The 17,029-nt window shown below is 71.6% G+C and carries 16 protein-coding genes; 7 read left to right on the top strand and 9 right to left on the bottom strand.

The window, feature by feature from the left end:
* Positions 1–188: 188 nt before the first annotated feature.
* Positions 189–1,826: an amidohydrolase gene (locus ABD169_RS04805; protein ID WP_344029996.1), complete on the top strand. Its 1,638-nt coding sequence runs from the start codon at positions 189–191 to the stop codon at positions 1,824–1,826.
* A gap of 58 nt (positions 1,827–1,884) precedes the next feature.
* Here the strand turns inward: ABD169_RS04805 and ABD169_RS04810 are convergent, their stop codons facing one another.
* The 5 genes from ABD169_RS04810 to ABD169_RS04830 are packed head-to-tail and all read right to left on the bottom strand — an operon-like array spanning position 1,885 to position 7,627.
* The gene (locus ABD169_RS04810) at positions 1,885–4,200 is read right to left on the bottom strand and encodes a sulfatase-like hydrolase/transferase (protein ID WP_344029998.1); all 2,316 of its coding nucleotides are present in this window, start codon (positions 4,198–4,200) and stop codon (positions 1,885–1,887) included.
* A gap of 3 nt (positions 4,201–4,203) precedes the next feature.
* Positions 4,204–4,995, bottom strand: coding sequence for an ABC transporter ATP-binding protein (locus ABD169_RS04815; protein ID WP_084821075.1), 792 nt, complete (start codon positions 4,993–4,995; stop codon positions 4,204–4,206).
* The gene (locus ABD169_RS04820; RefSeq protein ID WP_344030001.1) at positions 4,992–5,828 is read right to left on the bottom strand and encodes an ABC transporter permease; all 837 of its coding nucleotides are present in this window, start codon (positions 5,826–5,828) and stop codon (positions 4,992–4,994) included. The genes ABD169_RS04815 and ABD169_RS04820 overlap by 4 nt, the downstream gene beginning before the upstream one ends.
* A complete protein-coding gene (locus ABD169_RS04825) occupies positions 5,828–6,607 on the bottom strand; it encodes an ABC transporter permease (RefSeq protein WP_344030003.1) in 780 nt (259 codons plus the stop codon). The genes ABD169_RS04820 and ABD169_RS04825 overlap by 1 nt, the downstream gene beginning before the upstream one ends.
* 9 nt (positions 6,608–6,616) lie before the next feature.
* Positions 6,617–7,627, bottom strand: a complete 1,011-nt coding sequence (locus ABD169_RS04830; protein WP_046455422.1) for an ABC transporter substrate-binding protein — start codon at positions 7,625–7,627, stop codon at positions 6,617–6,619.
* Between the two features lie 211 nt (positions 7,628–7,838).
* Here ABD169_RS04830 and ABD169_RS04835 point away from each other — a divergent pair, with 211 nt between their 5' ends.
* Together ABD169_RS04835 and ABD169_RS04840 are read left to right on the top strand one after the other, a co-directional pair.
* Positions 7,839–8,465 (top strand): TetR/AcrR family transcriptional regulator, encoded by a 627-nt coding sequence (locus tag ABD169_RS04835; RefSeq protein WP_344030008.1) that lies wholly within the window; start codon positions 7,839–7,841, stop codon positions 8,463–8,465.
* On the top strand, positions 8,452–9,456 hold the full coding sequence (locus tag ABD169_RS04840) for a formylglycine-generating enzyme family protein (protein WP_344030011.1): 1,005 nt from the start codon (positions 8,452–8,454) through the stop codon (positions 9,454–9,456). The genes ABD169_RS04835 and ABD169_RS04840 overlap by 14 nt, the downstream gene beginning before the upstream one ends.
* Positions 9,457–9,464: 8 nt before the next feature.
* On the opposite strand, the gene ABD169_RS04845 is transcribed toward ABD169_RS04840, so the two are convergent.
* The 3 genes from ABD169_RS04845 to ABD169_RS04855 all read right to left on the bottom strand — a co-directional run bounded on the left by ABD169_RS04845 (position 9,465) and on the right by ABD169_RS04855 (position 13,653).
* Positions 9,465–10,205 (bottom strand): SDR family NAD(P)-dependent oxidoreductase, encoded by a 741-nt coding sequence (locus ABD169_RS04845; RefSeq protein WP_344030014.1) that lies wholly within the window; start codon positions 10,203–10,205, stop codon positions 9,465–9,467.
* Positions 10,206–10,212: 7 nt separating this feature from the next.
* Positions 10,213–11,799 (bottom strand): GMC family oxidoreductase, encoded by a 1,587-nt coding sequence (locus tag ABD169_RS04850; protein ID WP_344030017.1) that lies wholly within the window; start codon positions 11,797–11,799, stop codon positions 10,213–10,215.
* A gap of 135 nt (positions 11,800–11,934) precedes the next feature.
* Complete coding sequence (locus ABD169_RS04855) at positions 11,935–13,653, bottom strand: cation:proton antiporter (RefSeq protein WP_046455418.1); 1,719 nt, start codon at positions 13,651–13,653, stop codon at positions 11,935–11,937.
* A 101-nt stretch (positions 13,654–13,754) separates the two neighbouring features.
* Between ABD169_RS04855 and ABD169_RS04860 the strand changes: the two genes are divergently transcribed.
* From ABD169_RS04860 to ABD169_RS04875, 4 genes are all read left to right on the top strand, one after another.
* The gene (locus tag ABD169_RS04860) at positions 13,755–14,411 is read left to right on the top strand and encodes a TMEM175 family protein (RefSeq protein WP_344030020.1); all 657 of its coding nucleotides are present in this window, start codon (positions 13,755–13,757) and stop codon (positions 14,409–14,411) included.
* Between the two features lie 31 nt (positions 14,412–14,442).
* Positions 14,443–15,327: an arginase family protein gene (locus ABD169_RS04865; protein ID WP_344030024.1), complete on the top strand. Its 885-nt coding sequence runs from the start codon at positions 14,443–14,445 to the stop codon at positions 15,325–15,327.
* Positions 15,328–15,453: 126 nt separating this feature from the next.
* Positions 15,454–15,756 carry a hypothetical protein gene (locus tag ABD169_RS04870; RefSeq protein ID WP_344030027.1) on the top strand — a complete coding sequence of 101 codons (303 nt, stop codon included), beginning with the start codon at positions 15,454–15,456 and terminating at the stop codon, positions 15,754–15,756.
* An 8-nt stretch (positions 15,757–15,764) separates the two neighbouring features.
* Positions 15,765–16,295, top strand: coding sequence for a GNAT family N-acetyltransferase (locus tag ABD169_RS04875; protein WP_344030030.1), 531 nt, complete (start codon positions 15,765–15,767; stop codon positions 16,293–16,295).
* Here ABD169_RS04875 and ABD169_RS04880 read toward each other — a convergent pair.
* Positions 16,277–16,930, bottom strand: coding sequence for a maleylpyruvate isomerase family mycothiol-dependent enzyme (locus ABD169_RS04880; RefSeq protein WP_344030032.1), 654 nt, complete (start codon positions 16,928–16,930; stop codon positions 16,277–16,279). The genes ABD169_RS04875 and ABD169_RS04880 overlap by 19 nt on opposite strands.
* Positions 16,931–17,029: the final 99 nt, after the last annotated feature.

Raw genomic sequence — 17,029 nt, forward strand, 5'->3', positions numbered from 1 at the left:
CTCTCGTTCGTCGGCGACTCTGCCGTGCCCTCATCCTGCCGCCGCCCGGGGGTCCGCGCGCGGATCGGTCCCGCATGCGCAACAGCGCTGTCCTCACGGTCAACGTCGCCGGAGCCGTCGTCGGGATACTGGGGCGGAGTGCCGTTCGCGCGCACCCACGAGCTTCCGAACCCAGACAGGAGTCGACGATGACCCACCCCGATCTGATCCTCACCGGCGCCCGCGTCTACACCGCGGATCCGGCCCGTCCCTGGGCCGAGGCGATCGCGGTGACCGGCGGGCGGATCACGGCCGTCGGCACGGACGCCGAGGTCGCGGAACTGGCAGGACCCCGTACCGAGCGCCGTGCGCTCGACGGCGCGTTCCTGATGCCCGGTCTGGTCGACGTGCACAACCACCACGCGATCGCGGGTCAGGAGGACCTGTTCGAGCTGCGTCTGCCGCTCGGCGCGCACCTCGACGGGATCGCCGACGCGGTGCGCGCGTACGCCGACGGGCTGCCGGCCGACGCCTGGATCGTGGGCGGGCCGTGGGCGAGCGACCGGCTCGGCGAGATCGACACCGCGGAGGGCCTGGCCCTGCTCGACGCCGCCGCGGGCGGACGCCCCGTGATGCTCTCCGACGACTCGCACCACAACCGGTGGGCGAGCTCGCGCGCGATGGAGCTCGCCGGGATCGTCGCGGGCGACGACGGCGTCTCGCTCGATGCCGCGGGAGGGCCCACCGGTGTGCTCATCGAGGCCGCGGGGATCCCGGTCGCGCAGGCGCACCGCGCCGTGGGGGCGCTCACCGCCGAGCAGGATCGCGCCGCCTCGCGCCGCGGCGTGGCGATGCTCAGCGAGTACGGGATCACGGCGTTCCAGGACGCGGGCGTCTCGACGCAGACGCTGGAGGCGCTGCGCGCGCTCGACACCGATGGCGAACTCGACGCGTGGGTCGTGACCTCGATGCTGGTGAACGACGAGATCTTCGGGCACGACGTGATCGGCGAGGCGCTGGTCTTCGGCGGCGAGCGGTTCCGCACCGAGCACCACCGACCCGACTTCGTGAAGATCTTCCTCGACGGGGTGCCGCCCACCCGCACGGGCGCGTTCCTCGAGCCTTACCTGCCCGACGAACTGCACGGCGACCACTTCCGCGGCGACACGCTGCTCGATCCGGCGGAGCTGACCGACTGGCTGCGCCGCGTCGCCGAGGTCGGCATCTCGGCCAAGATCCACTGCACGGGCGACGCCTCGGTGCACGCCGTGCTGAACGCGGTCGAGACGCTGCGCGGCGAGGGCTTCACCGAGACGCGGTACCAGGTGGCGCACGGCCAGTTCGTGCACCCCGACGACATCCCGCGGTTCGCGGCGCTCGGCGTCTCGGCCGACATCTCGCCCTTCATCTGGGTGCCGGGCCCCATCGTGGAGGCGATCCGCGAGGTGCTGCCCCGGGACCGCGCCGACCGCATGCAGCCGAACCGCTCGCTGATCGATGCCGGGGCGATCGTGGCCGGCGGATCCGACTGGCCCGTGTCGGCCTCGCCGAACGCCTGGGAGGGGATCCACGGCCTCGTGACCCGCGAGGACCCGAGCGGGGAGTACCCGGGTACGCTGTGGCCGGAGGAGGCGATCACGCTCGACGAGGCGATCGCGGTGTTCACGATCAACGCGGCCGAGGCGATGGGGCTGGCCGAGGAGACGGGGTCGCTCGAGGTGGGCAAGTCGGCCGACTTCGTGCTGCTCGACCGCGATCCCTTCGCGCACCCGGCGAACGAGCTCGTGCGCACCCGCGTCGACGAGACCTGGTTCGCGGGTCGACGGGTCTTCGCGCGGGAGGCGTAGGCGGGGCGGGAGCAGGCCGGAGGCAGGCGATCGCCGGGCCTGCGGTCGCCGCGATCGCTCAGTCGGCGATCGCGGCGACCGCGGCGCCGATCTCGCGCAGCACGGTCCGGTCGTGCTGCGAGCGCGCGCCGGGCACGTAGCGGAGCCGCAGGATCGTGCCGCCGCTGAAGCGGAAGCTCCCGTGCCGTTCGTGCAGTTCCCAGTCGACCGGGCCGCCGTAGTCGTAGCCGACGCTGATGCCGGTGAAGGGCGCCATGCCGAGCAGCATCGGGACCCCCGGGATCTCGGCCACCGTCGCGCCGTCCACGTCGAGGCGCAGGCGCCAGCGCATGCCGTCGAGTTCGTCGACGCGCAGCAGCAGCTCGTGCGGTCCCGGGGAGAGCGCCGCGCCGTGCGCGCGATGCATGTCGCCGTAGGCGTTGTAGGTGAGCAGGGGAGCGCCGTCCTCGAACGCGAGGAGGTAGCCGCCGCCCTGGTCGCCGTGGGCGACGACGACGCCGGCGGCTTCGCGGTCCAGGTCAAGCGACGCCTCCACCGCGAAGGATCGCAGCACCGTGAGCTTCGCCGCTCGGAACCGTTCGAGCGGCGGCCGGAACGGCACGAGCGTCACGGGGTCCGAGAGCGGAGCCTCCGAGGCGGGGCGGTTGGCGTGGAGCGAGCCGTCGTCGTCGAGCGGGAACACGGTGTTGCGCCAGGCCTCCTCGTGCCACCGCCCGGCGAGCTCCGCGACGCGTTCGGGTTCGGCCGCGGCCAGGTCGCGGGTCTCGGTCGGGTCCTCCGAGAGCCGGTAGAGTTCCCAGGACCCGCCCGCGGCGCCCTCGGCCGGTGTCGGCGGCACGTTCGACAGCGCCTTCCAGTCGCCGTCGACCATCGCACGGCGGCCCACGCACTCGAAGTACTGGGCCTCCCGGCCCTCCGCCCCGGGATCGCCCAGCACGGCGGCGAGGCTGCGGCCGTCGGGCTGCTGAGCCGGCCGGCCGTGCCGCGATTCGAGGGGCGGAACGCCCACGAGATCGAGGATCGTCGGGGCGAGATCCGAGACGAACACGAACTGGTCGCGGAGGCCGCGCGCGTCGATGCCCGAGGCCGGCCAGGAGACGACGAGCGGTGCGTGCACTCCGCCCTCGTAGGTCGACGACTTGAACGAGCGGAACGGGGTGTTCGAGACGCGCGCCCAGCCGCTCGGGTACTGGCTGAAGAGCTTCGGCCCGCCGATCTCGGCGGGATCGCGCGGCACGTCGCGCACCCAGTCGTCGGGCAGTGCGGCGGCGTGCCCGAACTGGGCGAAGTAGCTGCGCGTGCCGCTCGACCCGCCCTCGGCGGTGCCGCCGTTGTCGCTCGCCAGCACGATCACCGTGTTCTCCAGCTCGCCGAGCTCCTCCAGCCGCGCGACGAGGCGGCCGACGCTCTGGTCGATCTCGTCGACCGCCGCGGCGTAGACCTCCATGTGGCGGGCGAACAGCTCGCGCTCCTCGGCGCTCAGCGACTCCCAGCGGGGGATCCGGTCGTCGTCGGCCTGATCGCCGCTCGGCAGCTGGGCGCGATCAGGCACGATCCCGAGTTCGCGCTGCCGCGCGAAGCGCGCCTCGCGCAGGGCGTTCCAGCCGTCCGCGTAGCGACCCCGGTGCCGGGCGATGTCGGGGGCCTTCGCCTGGATCGGGCCGTGCACCGAGGTGTGCGCGAAGTACAGGAAGAACGGCTTCGCGGCGTCGTTGACCCGCAGCTCGTCGATCATGGCGAGCGCCGCGTCGGTGAGCTCGTCGGTGAGGAAGTACCCCTCGGGGAACTCCGGCACGTCGACCACCGAGTTGTCGCGCACGAGCCGGTGCGGATGGTGCAGCGAGGTGAAGCCGTCCATGCTGCCGAAGTAGTGGTCGAAGCCGCGCTGCAGCGGCCACGATGAGCGATCGGCCGCGTCGTGCAGTCGTGACTCCGACGTCAGGTGCCACTTGCCGACCATGAAGGTGGCGTAGCCGCCGGCGCGCAGCGACTCGGCGAGGGTCGGGGCGTCCTCCGGTAGTTCGCAGGTGAAACCGGGATATCCGGGATCGGTGTGCGCGACGTAGCCGAAGCCCGCGCGGTGCGGGTTCAGCCCCGTCATGAGCGCGGCCCGCGCGGGCGAGCACATGGGGGCCGTGCGGTAGTTGGTGAAGACCCAGCCGTCGCCCGCGATCCGATCGATGCTGGGTGTCGGGATCTCGCTGCCGAACGGTCCGAGGTCGCTGAAGCCGAGATCGTCGATGAGCACGACCACGACGTTGGGGGCGTCGGTCCGGGCTGTGTACCGGGGGCGCCACCAGGGTTCGGACTCGGATGCGAACTCGCCGACGCGGCCGCCGAAACCCTCGTACCCCCGTCGTTCCTGTTCCGCCACGGGCTAGCCCGCCTTCCGGATCAGCTCGAAGACCTCGGTGCGCAGCTCGGCGAACTCGGGCCTCGCGCGGGTCGCGATCTGATCCCGCGCGCCCTCGAGACCGACGTCGATGATGCGGGTCACCCGGGCCGGCCGCTCGCCGAGCACGACGATCCGGTCCGACAGGTACACGGCCTCGTCGATGTCGTGCGTGACGACGACGATGGTCATGCCGAACTGCTCGCGGACGCGCAGGCAGAGGTCCTCGAGTTCGAAACGGGTCTGCGCATCGACCGAGGCGAACGGCTCGTCCATCACGAGCACCTCGGGGCGGTAGGCGATGGCGCGGGCGATCGCGACGCGCTGCTGCATGCCGCCCGAGAGCTGCCACGGATACTTCGCCTCGGCGCCCGAGAGCCCCACGGCGGCCAGGGCCGAAGCGATGCGCTCCGCCTGTTCGGCCTTCGGTAGTCGGAGGTGCTTGAGCGGGAGGCGCACGTTCTTCTCGACCGTCAGCCAGGGCATGAGCGAACGCGTGTACTCCTGGAATACGAGCGCCATCTCCTCAGGCGGCCCGTCGATCGGCTTGCCGTCGATCCGGGCCGAGCCCGACGAGATCGACTGCAGCCCGGTCAGGCACTTCAGCAGCGTCGTCTTGCCGATGCCGGACGGACCGACGATGCAGACGATCTCGGCGGCCTGCACGTCGAACGTGAGGTCGGCGATGACCGGGACCGCGCCCTTCTTCGTCTCGTAGGTCTTCGCGAGGCCCGAGACGCTGAGCCGCGCGGGGGCGTCGAGTGCGGTGGCGTTCATAGGTTCTTCTCCTGCTGTCGGATGGCGATGTACCAGCGCAGCACGCGGCGCCGGAGGAGTACGAGCAGGGCGTTCGCGACGTAGCCGAGGATGCCCAGGACGAGGATGCCGACCCACATGTCGGCGATCATGAAGGACTGCTGCGCGAGCAGGGTCATCGCGCCGAGGCCGAGCGATGATCCGAGCATCTCGCTCGCGATCATGACGACGAACGCGGTGATGAGGCTCACCTGCACGCCGGAGAGAATCCGCGGGCTGGCCTCGGGCAGGGAGATCGTGACGATCCGGTCCCACCGACCGATCCGGTAGATCCGGCCGACGCTCACGCGCTCGGGATCGAGCGCCCGGATGCCGTCGATCGTCGAGATGAGCACCGGGAACACCGCCGAGAGCGTGATCGCGAGGATACGGGTCTCGTTGCCGAAGCCGAGCAGTGACACGAAGATCGGCACGAGGGCGACCGGCGGGATCGCGCGGAAGAAGTGGATCGTCGGCTCGAGGAGCCACGACAGCCAGCGCACGGTGCCGAGGGCGATGCCGAGCCCGACGCCGATCGCGCAGGCGAGCAGGAAGGAGAGCAGGAGATTGCCCACGGACGAGCCGACGTTCGTCCAGAACGCCGGGGTCGCGGAGAGCTCCGCGAGCCGGGTCAGGATCGTGCGGAGCGGCGGGAAGAACGTGTTGGTGGAGTTCGCCGAGGCGAACCACCAGGCGGCGAGCAGCAGGACCGGGACCGCGATCTCGGCGCCGATCAGCGCCCATCTCGGCACACCGGAACGGCGCTGTCTGCGGGCCTCGCGCGTGCGGACGAGGACGGTCGAGGTGAGGGTCATCAGGCCACCTGCTTCCGGTGCTGGGGATGCCAGTGCAGCAGCCGGCGCTCGCCCCACTGGCTGAGGCCCTGCACGATGAGCCCGAGGATCCCGAGCACGAGCACGTAGGCGAAGAGCTTGCTCTGGTCGCCCGCGATCTGGGTGAGCAGCAGGCTCTGGCCGAGGCCGGGCCCGCCGCCGAGGAGGCCGGCGACGACCGCGACGATGAGCGCGGTGGGTGCGGCGACGCGGATCGCGGTACCGATGTAGGGGAGCGCGCTCGGCAGCACGATCCGGGCGAGGATCTCGCTCCGGCCGAGACCGTACGAGCGCCCTGTCGCGGTCGCGACCGGATCGGTGTCGAATACCCCGGCTGAGGCCTGCACGACGATCGAGACGAAACAGCCGATGAAGACGAGGAAGATCCCCATGCCGGCGGTGGGGCCGAGCACGAGCACGACGATGGGCAGGATCACGATCGGCGGGATCGGCTTCAGGAATTCGAGGGGAACCCGGGTCGCGTGCATCGCGAGCGGGGAGACCCCGATCCCGATGCCGAGCAGGATGCCGGCGACGGCCGCGATGACGAGCCCGGCGAGCGTCATGGCGACGGTGTCCCACGTGGCGATCCACATGGCGGGCGTGCCGAGCAGGCCGAGCAGCGCGGCGATCGCCTCGGTCGCGGTCGGCAGCGGGGAGTCGGCGAGCGGCCCCGTCGTGGCGGCGAGCTGCCAAAGGCCGAGCGCCGCCACGACGCCGAGGGCGCCGGTGCCGAATTGCAGAAGTCGGGGTGAGCGCATGGTGCCGGATCAGCCTCCGAAGATCACGCCGTCGAGCTGCACGGGCTTCTGGAGGAAGCCGAGCGCGACCATCTTGTCGTTCGGGCGCTGCAGATCCTCGAGCTTCACCGCGGTGGGCCAGACGGGCACCTTGACCTCATCGACCGTCAGCTTCGATCCCGTGTACTTCAGCCCCGCCTCGATGGCCTCCTTCGGGTGCGCGGTGGCGTACTCGTTGGACTTGACGATGGCCCGCTGGAACGCCTCGATGGCCTGCTTCTTCTGCTCGACCGTGGAGCTGCCCGCGGTCCAGAGACCGGTCGCGCCGGTCTCGAAGAATCCGATGGAGGGTGCGGCGAGCTGCTTCGCGCCGAGGGACGCGGCCTCGGTGGTGAAGGGGCTGACGAGCCCTGCTGCGTCGACCTTGCCGCTCTTCAGCGCGGCGACGGCGGAGGTGAAATCGAGCACCACCCAGTTGACCCCGGTGGTGGGATCGATCCCGGCCTTCTCGAGCTCGCCGGCGATCACGACCTCGAGCTGCGCCTTGCGGGCGGGGATCGCGATGGTCTTGCCCTTCAGATCCTTGACCGAGGTGATGCCGCTCGCGGGGCTCGCGAAGAGACCGGTGTCGTCGAACGCCGCGGGGTCCTTCACCGCCGACGCGTCGGCGGGGTAGCCGTCGGCCGCGCCAATCACCTTGATCGGGACGCCCTGGCTCAGCGCGTTCAGCAGCGGGATGCTCGGCGAGTAGGCGATGTCGACCTGGCCGCCCTGCACCGCTGCGAGGCCTGCGGGCGGGTTCGCGACGATCGAGGTCTCGATCTCGAGGCCCTCATCCGTGAAGAAGCCCTGCTGGATGCCGGTGAGGAGGCTGCCGTCCGACGTGAGGCCGATCGTGGCGACCTTGAGCTTCGTCAGGCCGCCGGAGCCGCCGGAGCCCTCGGCACCCGCGTCGCCGCTGCCCGAGGCGCAGGCGGTGAGCGCGAGCGCGACCGCGGGGATCAGGGCGAGTGCGGCCAGCAGGCGGTTGGACTTCTTCATGAGCGACTCCTTCGTCGACGTGGGGGAGAGCGGCGAGCTCGCACCCTTTTAATCACCAGGTGGCGACTCAAAGAATAATCTCCAAGTGGCCGCGAAAGATTTCGGTCCGGTAACGTTTCGTCACCAATTGGTGACGAAAAGCCGTTCGCGGGCCGAAACTCGGTCGTACCGGGGACCGGGTTCCCTATGATCGATGCATCGGGAGGGACGCATGCCGAAGATTGTCGATCACGACGAGCGCCGTACGCACATCGTCGAAGCGGTGACCCAGATCATCATCAACCACGGCTTCGAGCGCGTGACGATGCGGGAGATCGCCGCCGAGGCCGGGTACGCGCACGGTGCCATCACCCGCTACTTCCCCAACAAGCAGAGCCTGCTGACCGCGGCGTTCCTGCACGTCTTCAACGGGTCCCACGAGCGCACCATCGCGCGCTGCGCCGGGGTGCGCGGGCTCGAGGCGCTGCGGCGGATGTCCGAGGAGCTGCTGCCGTTCGAGGAGGCCGGCCCCCAGAAGTCCCGCGTTGTGCTCTCGTTCTGGGACCGGGCTGCGCAGGACCCGGAGCTCTGGGAGATCCACCACGACAACATCCTCAAGCGGCGCGATCTGATCCGCCGCTTCCTCGCCGAGGCGCGGGAGGACGGTGAACTCGCCCCGGACCACGACATCGAGAACGAGGTGAACCGCGTCTCGGCGCACAATGCCGGCTGGCAGATGATGGCGGTGCTGACGCCCGAAGCCGCGACCGATCCCGCCATGCACGCGAGCATCGACGCGATGATCGCCGAGCTGCGCGGCGGTCGTCCGGCAGCGGAGGCGCGGGATGCCGCAGCCTGAGCCGCACGGAGCCTGCTGCTCACCGCGCGCTGCGGAGGCTACCGGAGCCGCGGTCGGCCACGCATCGCCGACGGTGCCGCTCCCGGCCCCCGCGATGCCGGGAACGGGCACGGCGGCGCACGACTCCGAGCAGTGCGCGATCCCGGCCGGGGTCTTCGCGATGGGGGATTCCTCCGGCGACGGCATCGAGGCCGACGGGGAGCGCCCGGTGCACGCGGTCGAGCTGGGCGCGTTCGGGATCGACGCGACCGCCGTCACGAACCTGCAATTCGCCCGCTTCGTCTCGGCTACCGGCTACGTCACCGAGGCCGAGCGGCTCGGGGCCTCCGCGGTGTTCCACCTGCTCGTCGACGCGCCCACCGCCGACATCACCGGGCCCGTCCCGGGCACGCCGTGGTGGATCGGCGTCCGCGGCGCCGACTGGCGGCATCCCGGCGGCCGGGCCTCCTCGCTCGTCGGGCTCGAGGACCACCCCGTCGTGCACGTCACCTGGAACGACGCGAACGCGTACTGCGCCTGGGCCGGTCGGCGCCTGCCCACGGAGGCGGAGTGGGAGCGCGCCGCTCGTGGCGGCCTCGAGGGCGCCCGGCACCCCTGGGGCGACGCGCCCATCGACGGCAGCGACGGGGTGTGGCGGGCGAACGTCTGGCAGGGATCCTTCCCCGCGCACAACACGGTCGACGACGGCTGGATCGGCACGGCGCCGGTGCGCAGCTACGCGCCCAACGGCTACGGCCTGTGGCAGCCCGTCGGCAACGTCTGGGAGTGGTGCGCCGACCGCTTCGACGCAGCGACGTACGCGGCGCGTGTAGCCGGGGCCGAGCCGGTGCGGGACCCGCGCGGCCCCGAGAGCGGCCCCGAGCGCGTGCTGCGCGGTGGCAGCCACCTGTGCCATCCGTCGTACTGCAACCGCTACCGCAACTCCGCGCGCTCGCGGAACACCCCGGGGTCGTCCATGGGCAACGCGGGCTTCCGCACGGTCGGCGTCTGAGCCTCAGCTCAGATCGCGACGGTCAGATACCCGCCGTCCACCGGCAGCACCGCTCCGGTGATGAAGGACGCCGCATCGGACGCGAGGAACGCGATCGCTGCGGCCACTTCGTCGGCCGCGCCGAAGCGGCCCAGCGGGGTGCGCGACAGGATCCGCTCCTTCGTGGGCTCGTCGAGCCCGGCCGCGAGCGGCGTCTCGATCCACCCGGGAGCCACCGAGTTCACTCGGATCCCGTCGGCGGCCCACGCCTCGGCGAGCGACTTGGTGAGCTGCACCACGCCGCCCTTCGCCGCCGAGTAGGCCGCGCGCGATCCTCCGCCGAAGAAGGCGAACATCGACGCGATCGTGATGAGCGATCCGCCCGAGGCGCGCAGCAGCGGGCGGGACAGCTCGGCCACCCGGTACACGGCGCCGAGCTGGATCGACAGCACCCGTTCGAACGCCTCCCACTCCAGCTCGCGCTCGCCCAGGCTGATCCCCGCGGCGGGCACCAGCACGTCGAGCCGGTCGAGCCCGTCGATCACAGCGCGCACCGCGGCCTCGTCGGTGACGTCCACCTCGTGCAGCTCGATCGGGGCCCCGGGCGGCACCGGGGTGCGGTCGGCGCCGAGGCCGATCGCGATCACCCGGGCGCCGAGCCCGGCGAACAGCTCGGCCGCCGCGAGCCCGATGCCCGAGGTCCCTCCGGTGACCAGCACCGTGCGCCCCGCGAACAGTCCGGGCGCGAACGCCGCTGCACCGCCGTCCATCGCGCGCCTACCGCTCGCCGGCGAGCACGAAGCCCGCGCCGAGCTCGCCGATCAGCACGGCGGGCGCGTTCGTGTTGCCCGTGGTCACGCGGGGCATGATCGAGGCGTCGATCACGCGCAACCCGTCGACGCCGTGCACCGCGAGGCGGGGCGAGACGACGGCCAGCTCGTCGACGCCCATCTTGCAGGTTCCGACCTGGTGGTGGTAGGTCGCCAGGGTGCTGCGCACGTAGTCGACGAGATCCTCGCCGTCGCCGATCCCCGGACCGGGGTAGACCTCGGTCGCGCCCCAGCCGCCGTCCTCGGGAGCCGCGGCCAGCGCCGACTGCGTGCCGATCCGGCGGCACTGCCGCACCGAGGCGACGAGCGATGCGACGTCGTCCTCGTGGCTGAGGGCCTGCGGGTCGAGGCGCAGCGGATCCGTGGGCGCCGGCCCCGACAGGGTGATGGAACCGCGTGAGCTCGGCGTCACGAGGCCGCCCATGAGCGAGAATCCGTTGTCGCCCGCGGGCTCCAGGAAGTCGCCGTACATCGGCACCGAGAACAGGATCGGCTGGGTGTCGGGCCGGTCGAGCTCGGGGCGGCTCTTCCAGAACAGGTGCGACTGGGTCACCGAGACGCCCTCGCGAGGCGGATCGATGGGGCGCTCGGCGGCGAAGATGACGGGCGCGAGGTAGTGGTCGTGCAGGTTCTTGCCGACGCCGGGCAGATCGACCCGCGGCTCGATCCCGACCTCGCGCAGCTCGTCGGCCGGGCCGATGCCCGATCGCAGCAGCACCCGCGGGGAGTCGATCGCGCCGGCCGCGAGGATCACCTCGTCGGCGAACAGCTCCCGCAGCTCTCCGGCCTGGGCGAAGCGCACGCCGATCACCCGCGGGCGCGCGGCGGGGTCCGCGTCCGCATCCTCGGCGAAGATCAGCTCGTGCACGTGGCAGCCGGTCTCGACCGCGACGCGATCCCGCACCGGCTTCAGATAGGCCATGTAGGTGTTGAAGCGGCGGCCGTCGCGGATCGTCACCTGCTGCTTCGAGACGCCCTCGATCTCGGCGCCGTTGTAGTCGGGGTTGAGCGGCAGCCCCTCCTCGACCGCGGCGTCGATGATCGACCGCTGGATCGGGGAGAGGGGGTACTCGTCGGTGACGTCGAGCAGGCCGTCGGTGCCGTGCAGCGCCGGGTCGCCCGATCCGTGGAAGTTCTCGATGCTGCGGTAGACGGGCAGCACGTCGTTCCAGCCCCAGCCGGGGTTGCCGAGCGATTCCCAATGGTCGAAGTCCTGCGGGGTGCAGCGCACCCAGATCATGGCGTTCAGCGAATGGGATCCGCCGAGCACCTTGCCGCGCGGCCAGTGCAGGCGATGCCCGTTCGCGCCGGGCTGCGGCTCCGTGAAGTAGTCCCAGTCGTCGGGTCCGTGCCAGAGCTCGCCCATGCGGCTCGGATCGTGGATCGCGGGATTGCCGTCCTCGCCGCCCGCCTCGAGCACCGTGACCGCGACCCCGGCGTCCGCGAGCCTGCGCGCGACCACCGACCCCGAGGATCCGGCTCCGACCACGATCGCGGTGCGAGGCTGCACGCCCTCGCCGAGCTGCTCCGACATGAGAACTCCTCTCCGTCGCGGCATCCTTGCCGCGCACTCCCTTCGAGGCTGGCATCCGGGCGCGCGGTGCGTCGAGGTCGGCGCGCGGGTCGTGCCCGCTCAGACAAGCCGGCCGCCCCTCAGGTCAACGCGTCGTCACCCGATCGTGCCGTTCTGCGAGGTGCGCGCGAGATCGGTGTCGAGCACCATCTGCGCGAGCTCGAGCGCCTCCGACGAGTACTGCCCCGAGGCCCGGGCGTCGATGAGCGCCGCCTGTTCGGCGCTCAGCATCTCGCGGAACAGCGCGTTGCGCTGCGCGGCGGATCCCGACTCGGGCGCGTACCGGATCTCCCAGAAGTCCTGCGCCAGCTGGGCCCGGCGCGCGGTCACGTCCTCGATGTGCTCGGGATCGTAGGCCTCGCCGTCGGCGCGTCGCAGCTCGGGGCTGTTCAGCCGCTCGGATCCCGCGGTGATGAGCAGGTCAACGAGCTCCTGCACCTCGGTGTTGCGGGCCTCCTCATCGGGCCCCGAGATCCCGAGCCACCGGATCACGAGGGGCAGGGTGGAGCCGTAGAACACGAGCGTGAAGACCGCGACCGTGAACGCGATCAGCACCAGCTGCGGACGGAACGGCACCGTGTCCGGCAGCGACTGCGCTGCGGCGAGCGTGACCACGCCGCGCATGCCTGACCACGCGATCACCGCACCGCCCCGCCAGCCGAGCCCCTCGCCCGCGAGCGCCTGCCACTCGGTGCGCCGCCGCTGCAGGCGAGCGCCGAAGCGCTCCCAGCGCGGGCCGCGGTCGGCGAGGTCGATCTGCGCGGCGTCGATCCGCTGCAGGAACTGGTCGGCGCGCTCGAGGTGCCGTTCGGCCTTGCGCTGCTGCCTGCGTGCGGAGAGCAGCAGCGGCCAGGTGAAGAACATCCGGATGATGAGCAGCGCGAGAACGACGATCAGACCGATCCCGACGGCGGCCCACACGCTCAGGCCGTCCCGCTGCACCTCGGCGATGATCGTCGAGATCTCGTACCCCATCACGAGGAACACGCCGTTCTCGAGCACGAGCTGGATCGTGCGCCAGTTCATCCGCTCGCTGATCCGGTCCTGGGCCGTGAGGTGGCGGGTCGCTTTGAAACCGGTGACGAGCCCCGCGACGACGACGGCGAGGACGCCGGAGGCGTCGAGCGCCTCGGCGGGGAGGAACGCGAGGAAGGGGACGACGAACGAGATCGCGGTGGTGAGCGTCGGCTGGTCGATGCGCGAGCGCACCCAGACCGTCACGACGCCAACGACGGCGCCGATGAGCAGGGCGACGACCACCGAGAACGCGAAGTCGGAGGCGACGTCGAGGAACGCGAAACCGCCGGCCGCTGCGGCGACCGCGGAGCGCAGCAGCACCAGCGCGGTCGCGTCGTTCACGAGCCCCTCGCCCTCGAGCACGGTGACGAGGCGCGGCGGCAGTCCGAGGCGCTTGCCGATCGAGGTCGCGGCGACCGCGTCCGGCGGAGAGACCACCGCGCCGAGCGCGATGCCGATCGGCAGGGGCAGCCCGGGCAGCAGCCAGGTGAGCAGGAAGCCGATGAGGACGGAGGAGAGCACGACCAGCACGACCGACAGGCCGCTGATGGCGCCGAAGTTGCGGCGGAAGTCGGTCATCGGCACGTTGACGGCCGCGGCGTACAGGATCGGCGGCAGCACGACGGTGAGGATCAGCTCCGGCGGGATGTCGAGCGGCTCCTGCCCGGGGATGAAGCTCGCACCGATGCCGAGCACTACGAGGAGGATCGGCGCGGCGATGCCGATCTTCGGCGCGAGCCAGCTGCTCCCGATGACGAGCAGGGCTCCGAGCACGAACAGCAGTGCGATCGATTCCATGGGCGGCCTCCTCGGTGTCGCGCCCAGCATGGCACCGAACACGGGCCGGATCCAAGCGGGGCTGCCGTGCGATGCGGACGGCCGGTGCTAGCATCCGTCGCATGAGCGAGGGTCGTCCCGACGAAGAATCCCGCAACTACGCCGCCGAGCGGCCGAAGGCCTTCGTGGACGCCGTCGTCGCGATCGCGATGACGCTGCTGATCCTGCCGCTCATGGAGAGCGTGGGCGAGGCCTCATCCTCGGGCGAGGACACGCTCGAGTGGCTCGGCGGCCATCGCGACCAGCTGCTCAGCTTCGGCCTGAGCTTCGTGATCATCGCGATGTTCTGGATGAGCCACCACCGCCTGTTCGCGCACGTGCACCTCGTGTCGAACCGGCTGCTGTGGCTGCTCGCCGCCTGGATGCTCTCGATCGTCTGGCTGCCGGTCGCGACCTCGATCTCGGGGCAGATGTCGGGGGAGGATTCGCTCGCCCGCGTCCTCTACATCGGCAGCATGATCGTCACCGCGCTCCTCTCGCTCGTGATCCGGCTCTATCTGCGCCGCAACCCCGAACTGCACACGACTCCGCTGTCCACGCTGCGCGACGGCACGGCCGTCGACTTGGCGATGGCCACGCTCTTCGGGCTCTCGCTGCTCATCGCGGTGCTGTCGCCCGCCATCGGCTACTACTCGATGGTCATCATGTTCGCGATGGGGCCGCTGGAGGCCCTCTACGCGAAGCTGATCGGTCGGGCGTTCTCGGGTTCCGGGTCTTGACCGGTTCGTCGCGGACTGGTTGCGTGAACGCATGATCATCGACGGTGTCATCGGCATTCCCATGGACTCCTCCGGCCGATTCGCGGGGTGCGAGCTCATGCCCGCGGCGCTGCGGGAAGCCGGCATGGCGGGCTGGCCGGTGCAGGATCGGGGCAACGTGCAGGCGGTGCTCGCCGATCCGCGACGCGACTCCGACACCGGGATCATCGGCTTCGCCGACCTGGTGAACGCCTCGGTGGTGGTGCGCGACGCGTTGGAGCCGGTGCTGCGGACCGGCGAGCGTCCGCTCGTGACGGGTGGCTGCTGCAGCATCCTGCTGGGCACCTTCGCCGCGGTACGGCGGATCCGACCGGACGCGGGGCTCGTGTTCATCGACGGGCACTTCGACATGCACGAGCCGCACCGCAGCGAGACGGGCGAGGTTGCTGACATGGAGGTCGGGATCCTGCTCGGAGCGGGCCCGGCCGAACTCTCGGGGCTCTCGGGCGCGGAGCGGTCCGTCGAGGACGAACGGCTCGTGGTCATCGGCCCCCGCGACCACGACGAAATGCGGGACTCCGGTTCCCCGTTGCCCGCCGAGGCGCACCCCGCCGTGCTCGTGATCGACGAGCCGGAGCTCCGAGGGGGCGGGGCCGACGAGGCGGCGTCTCGGGCGCTCGCCCGGCTGCGCGCCTCGGAGTCCGACGGGTTCTGGGTGCACATCGACTTCGACGTGCTGAGCACTGCGGCGTTCCCGGCGATCGACTACCCGCTCGCGGGCGGGCTCGACTGGGAGCAGCTGACGAAGATCGTGCGCCCGCTGGCGCTCGACCCCGGATTCCTGGGGATCAGCGTGTCGATCCTCAACCCGCGGCTGGATCCCGACGGCGCGACCGCCGCGCGCACCGAGCGCTGGCTGCGCGCGGTGCTCGACTGACCCGCCCCGCCCCGGCCCCCCTCGACCGCGCTCCGGCCCGCGCGCCGAGGTGCGCTACCGTCGAACGGTGCCTGCCCCATCCACCCGAGCGAACCCGTCCCGTCCCGCGAACCGAGAGCGTGCGGCATGAGCGGGTTCGGGCCCTGGGCGACCGCGATCGCGGTCGGCGTGTTCTTCCTCTTCTTCCTGCGCTACGTACGCGCGATCACCCGGGACGGTCGGCCCGATCCCGTCGCGGTGGCGGCGGCCCGGGGTGCGGCGATCCTCCCGGCGTTCGTCACGGTCGGCGTGCTGATCGGAGAGCTCGCCGTCTCGCTCCTCGTGCCGGGCATCGCGGGCTGGGTCGCGTACGGCATGGGCGCCTCCGCGCTCGCGGGCGGGATCTGGGCGATGGAGCGCGGGGTCCGCGCCGCGCGCGCGTCTGCTTGACTGGTCGCATGGCCGCCACGCTCGTTCGCCCCACGATGGATCTCTGCGACGCCTGGGGTGAAGCGCTCGCGGAGTTCGGCGGCGCGGACGTCCACGGCATGGGCATGGACGCGAGCACGGTTCCCGACCGCGCGAGCTGCGCGGCGCTGGTGGAACTCGCGGAGCGCTTCGCGGATCCCGACGCCGAGATCCCCGCCGACAAGGTCCACGCGGACCACTTCTGGATCGTCGACGGCGACGAGGTCGTCGGGTTCATCGGACTCCGCTGGGAGCTGAACGCGTACCTCGCGCACGCCGGCGGGCACATCGGCTACTCGGTGAAGCCGTCGAGCCGACGGCGCGGCTACGCCGGTGCGGCGCTCCGGCTCGCGCTGGACCAGGCGCGCGAGCGCGGGATCGATCGGGTGATGATCACCTGCGACGACGACAATCCGGGATCCGCGCGCACCATCGAGGGCGCCGGAGGCGTGCTGGGCGACCTCATCGACGCGTCCGACGTCGGGTACCCGCGATTGCGCCGCTACTGGATCGAGCTCTGAGCCGAGCGGGCGGCGAGCAGCTCGGCTCCTGGGCCGTCGAACGCTGCGACCGGCACGGGGCGTCCCGACACCGCCATCAGCAGGTCGAGCTCGGTTCCCCGCACCTCGGGTCCCTCGCCCCGGGCCGCTCCGGAGTCCGCGGAGATCAGGCGGAGACCGGCGGCGCGTTCCGCTCCACCGCCGAACGAGACACGGGTGCGCAGTTGGTAATCGAGCGCGCCCCGCACGGCCGGGGCCGGGTAGTCGCCCGAGAGGCCGAGCGGTCGGCGCACGTCCTCGCCGTGCACGATCGCCTCGACGAGCCGCGTCGCGAGGTTCGCCGGAGGGGTCCGTCGGAGGCCTGCGGACGCGCGGAACTCCGCGAGCGTCCGCGCGGGGTCCGGATCCTTGCATCGACGGATCCCATCGGCGTTGGCGCGGTCGAAATCGCCCCGAGCGGCGATCATGCTCCGCACGAACGCGACGCGTCCGGTGCGGGCGGTGTCGAGCAGGTGCGCCAGGACGTCGTGGACGCTCCAGCCGGGGCAGAGGGAGGGCCGTTGCCAGTCCGCCGCCGCGATCGTCGCGAGGTCGTCCGCGAGTCGCAGACGCTCGTCGTGCACGGCGTCCCACGCCTCGTTCTTCGAGAGATTCATCTCTGCTCCTGTCCGGCGCGGGCGATTCCCGATGCCGAGGGCCGGTCCCCTCATCCTGCACGCTGCGCGGCACAGGGTCCAGGCCGGGCTGTGTAGTGT

It is taken from the genome of Leucobacter iarius (assembly GCF_039530105.1).
GTDB classification, from domain to species: domain Bacteria; phylum Actinomycetota; class Actinomycetes; order Actinomycetales; family Microbacteriaceae; genus Leucobacter; species Leucobacter iarius.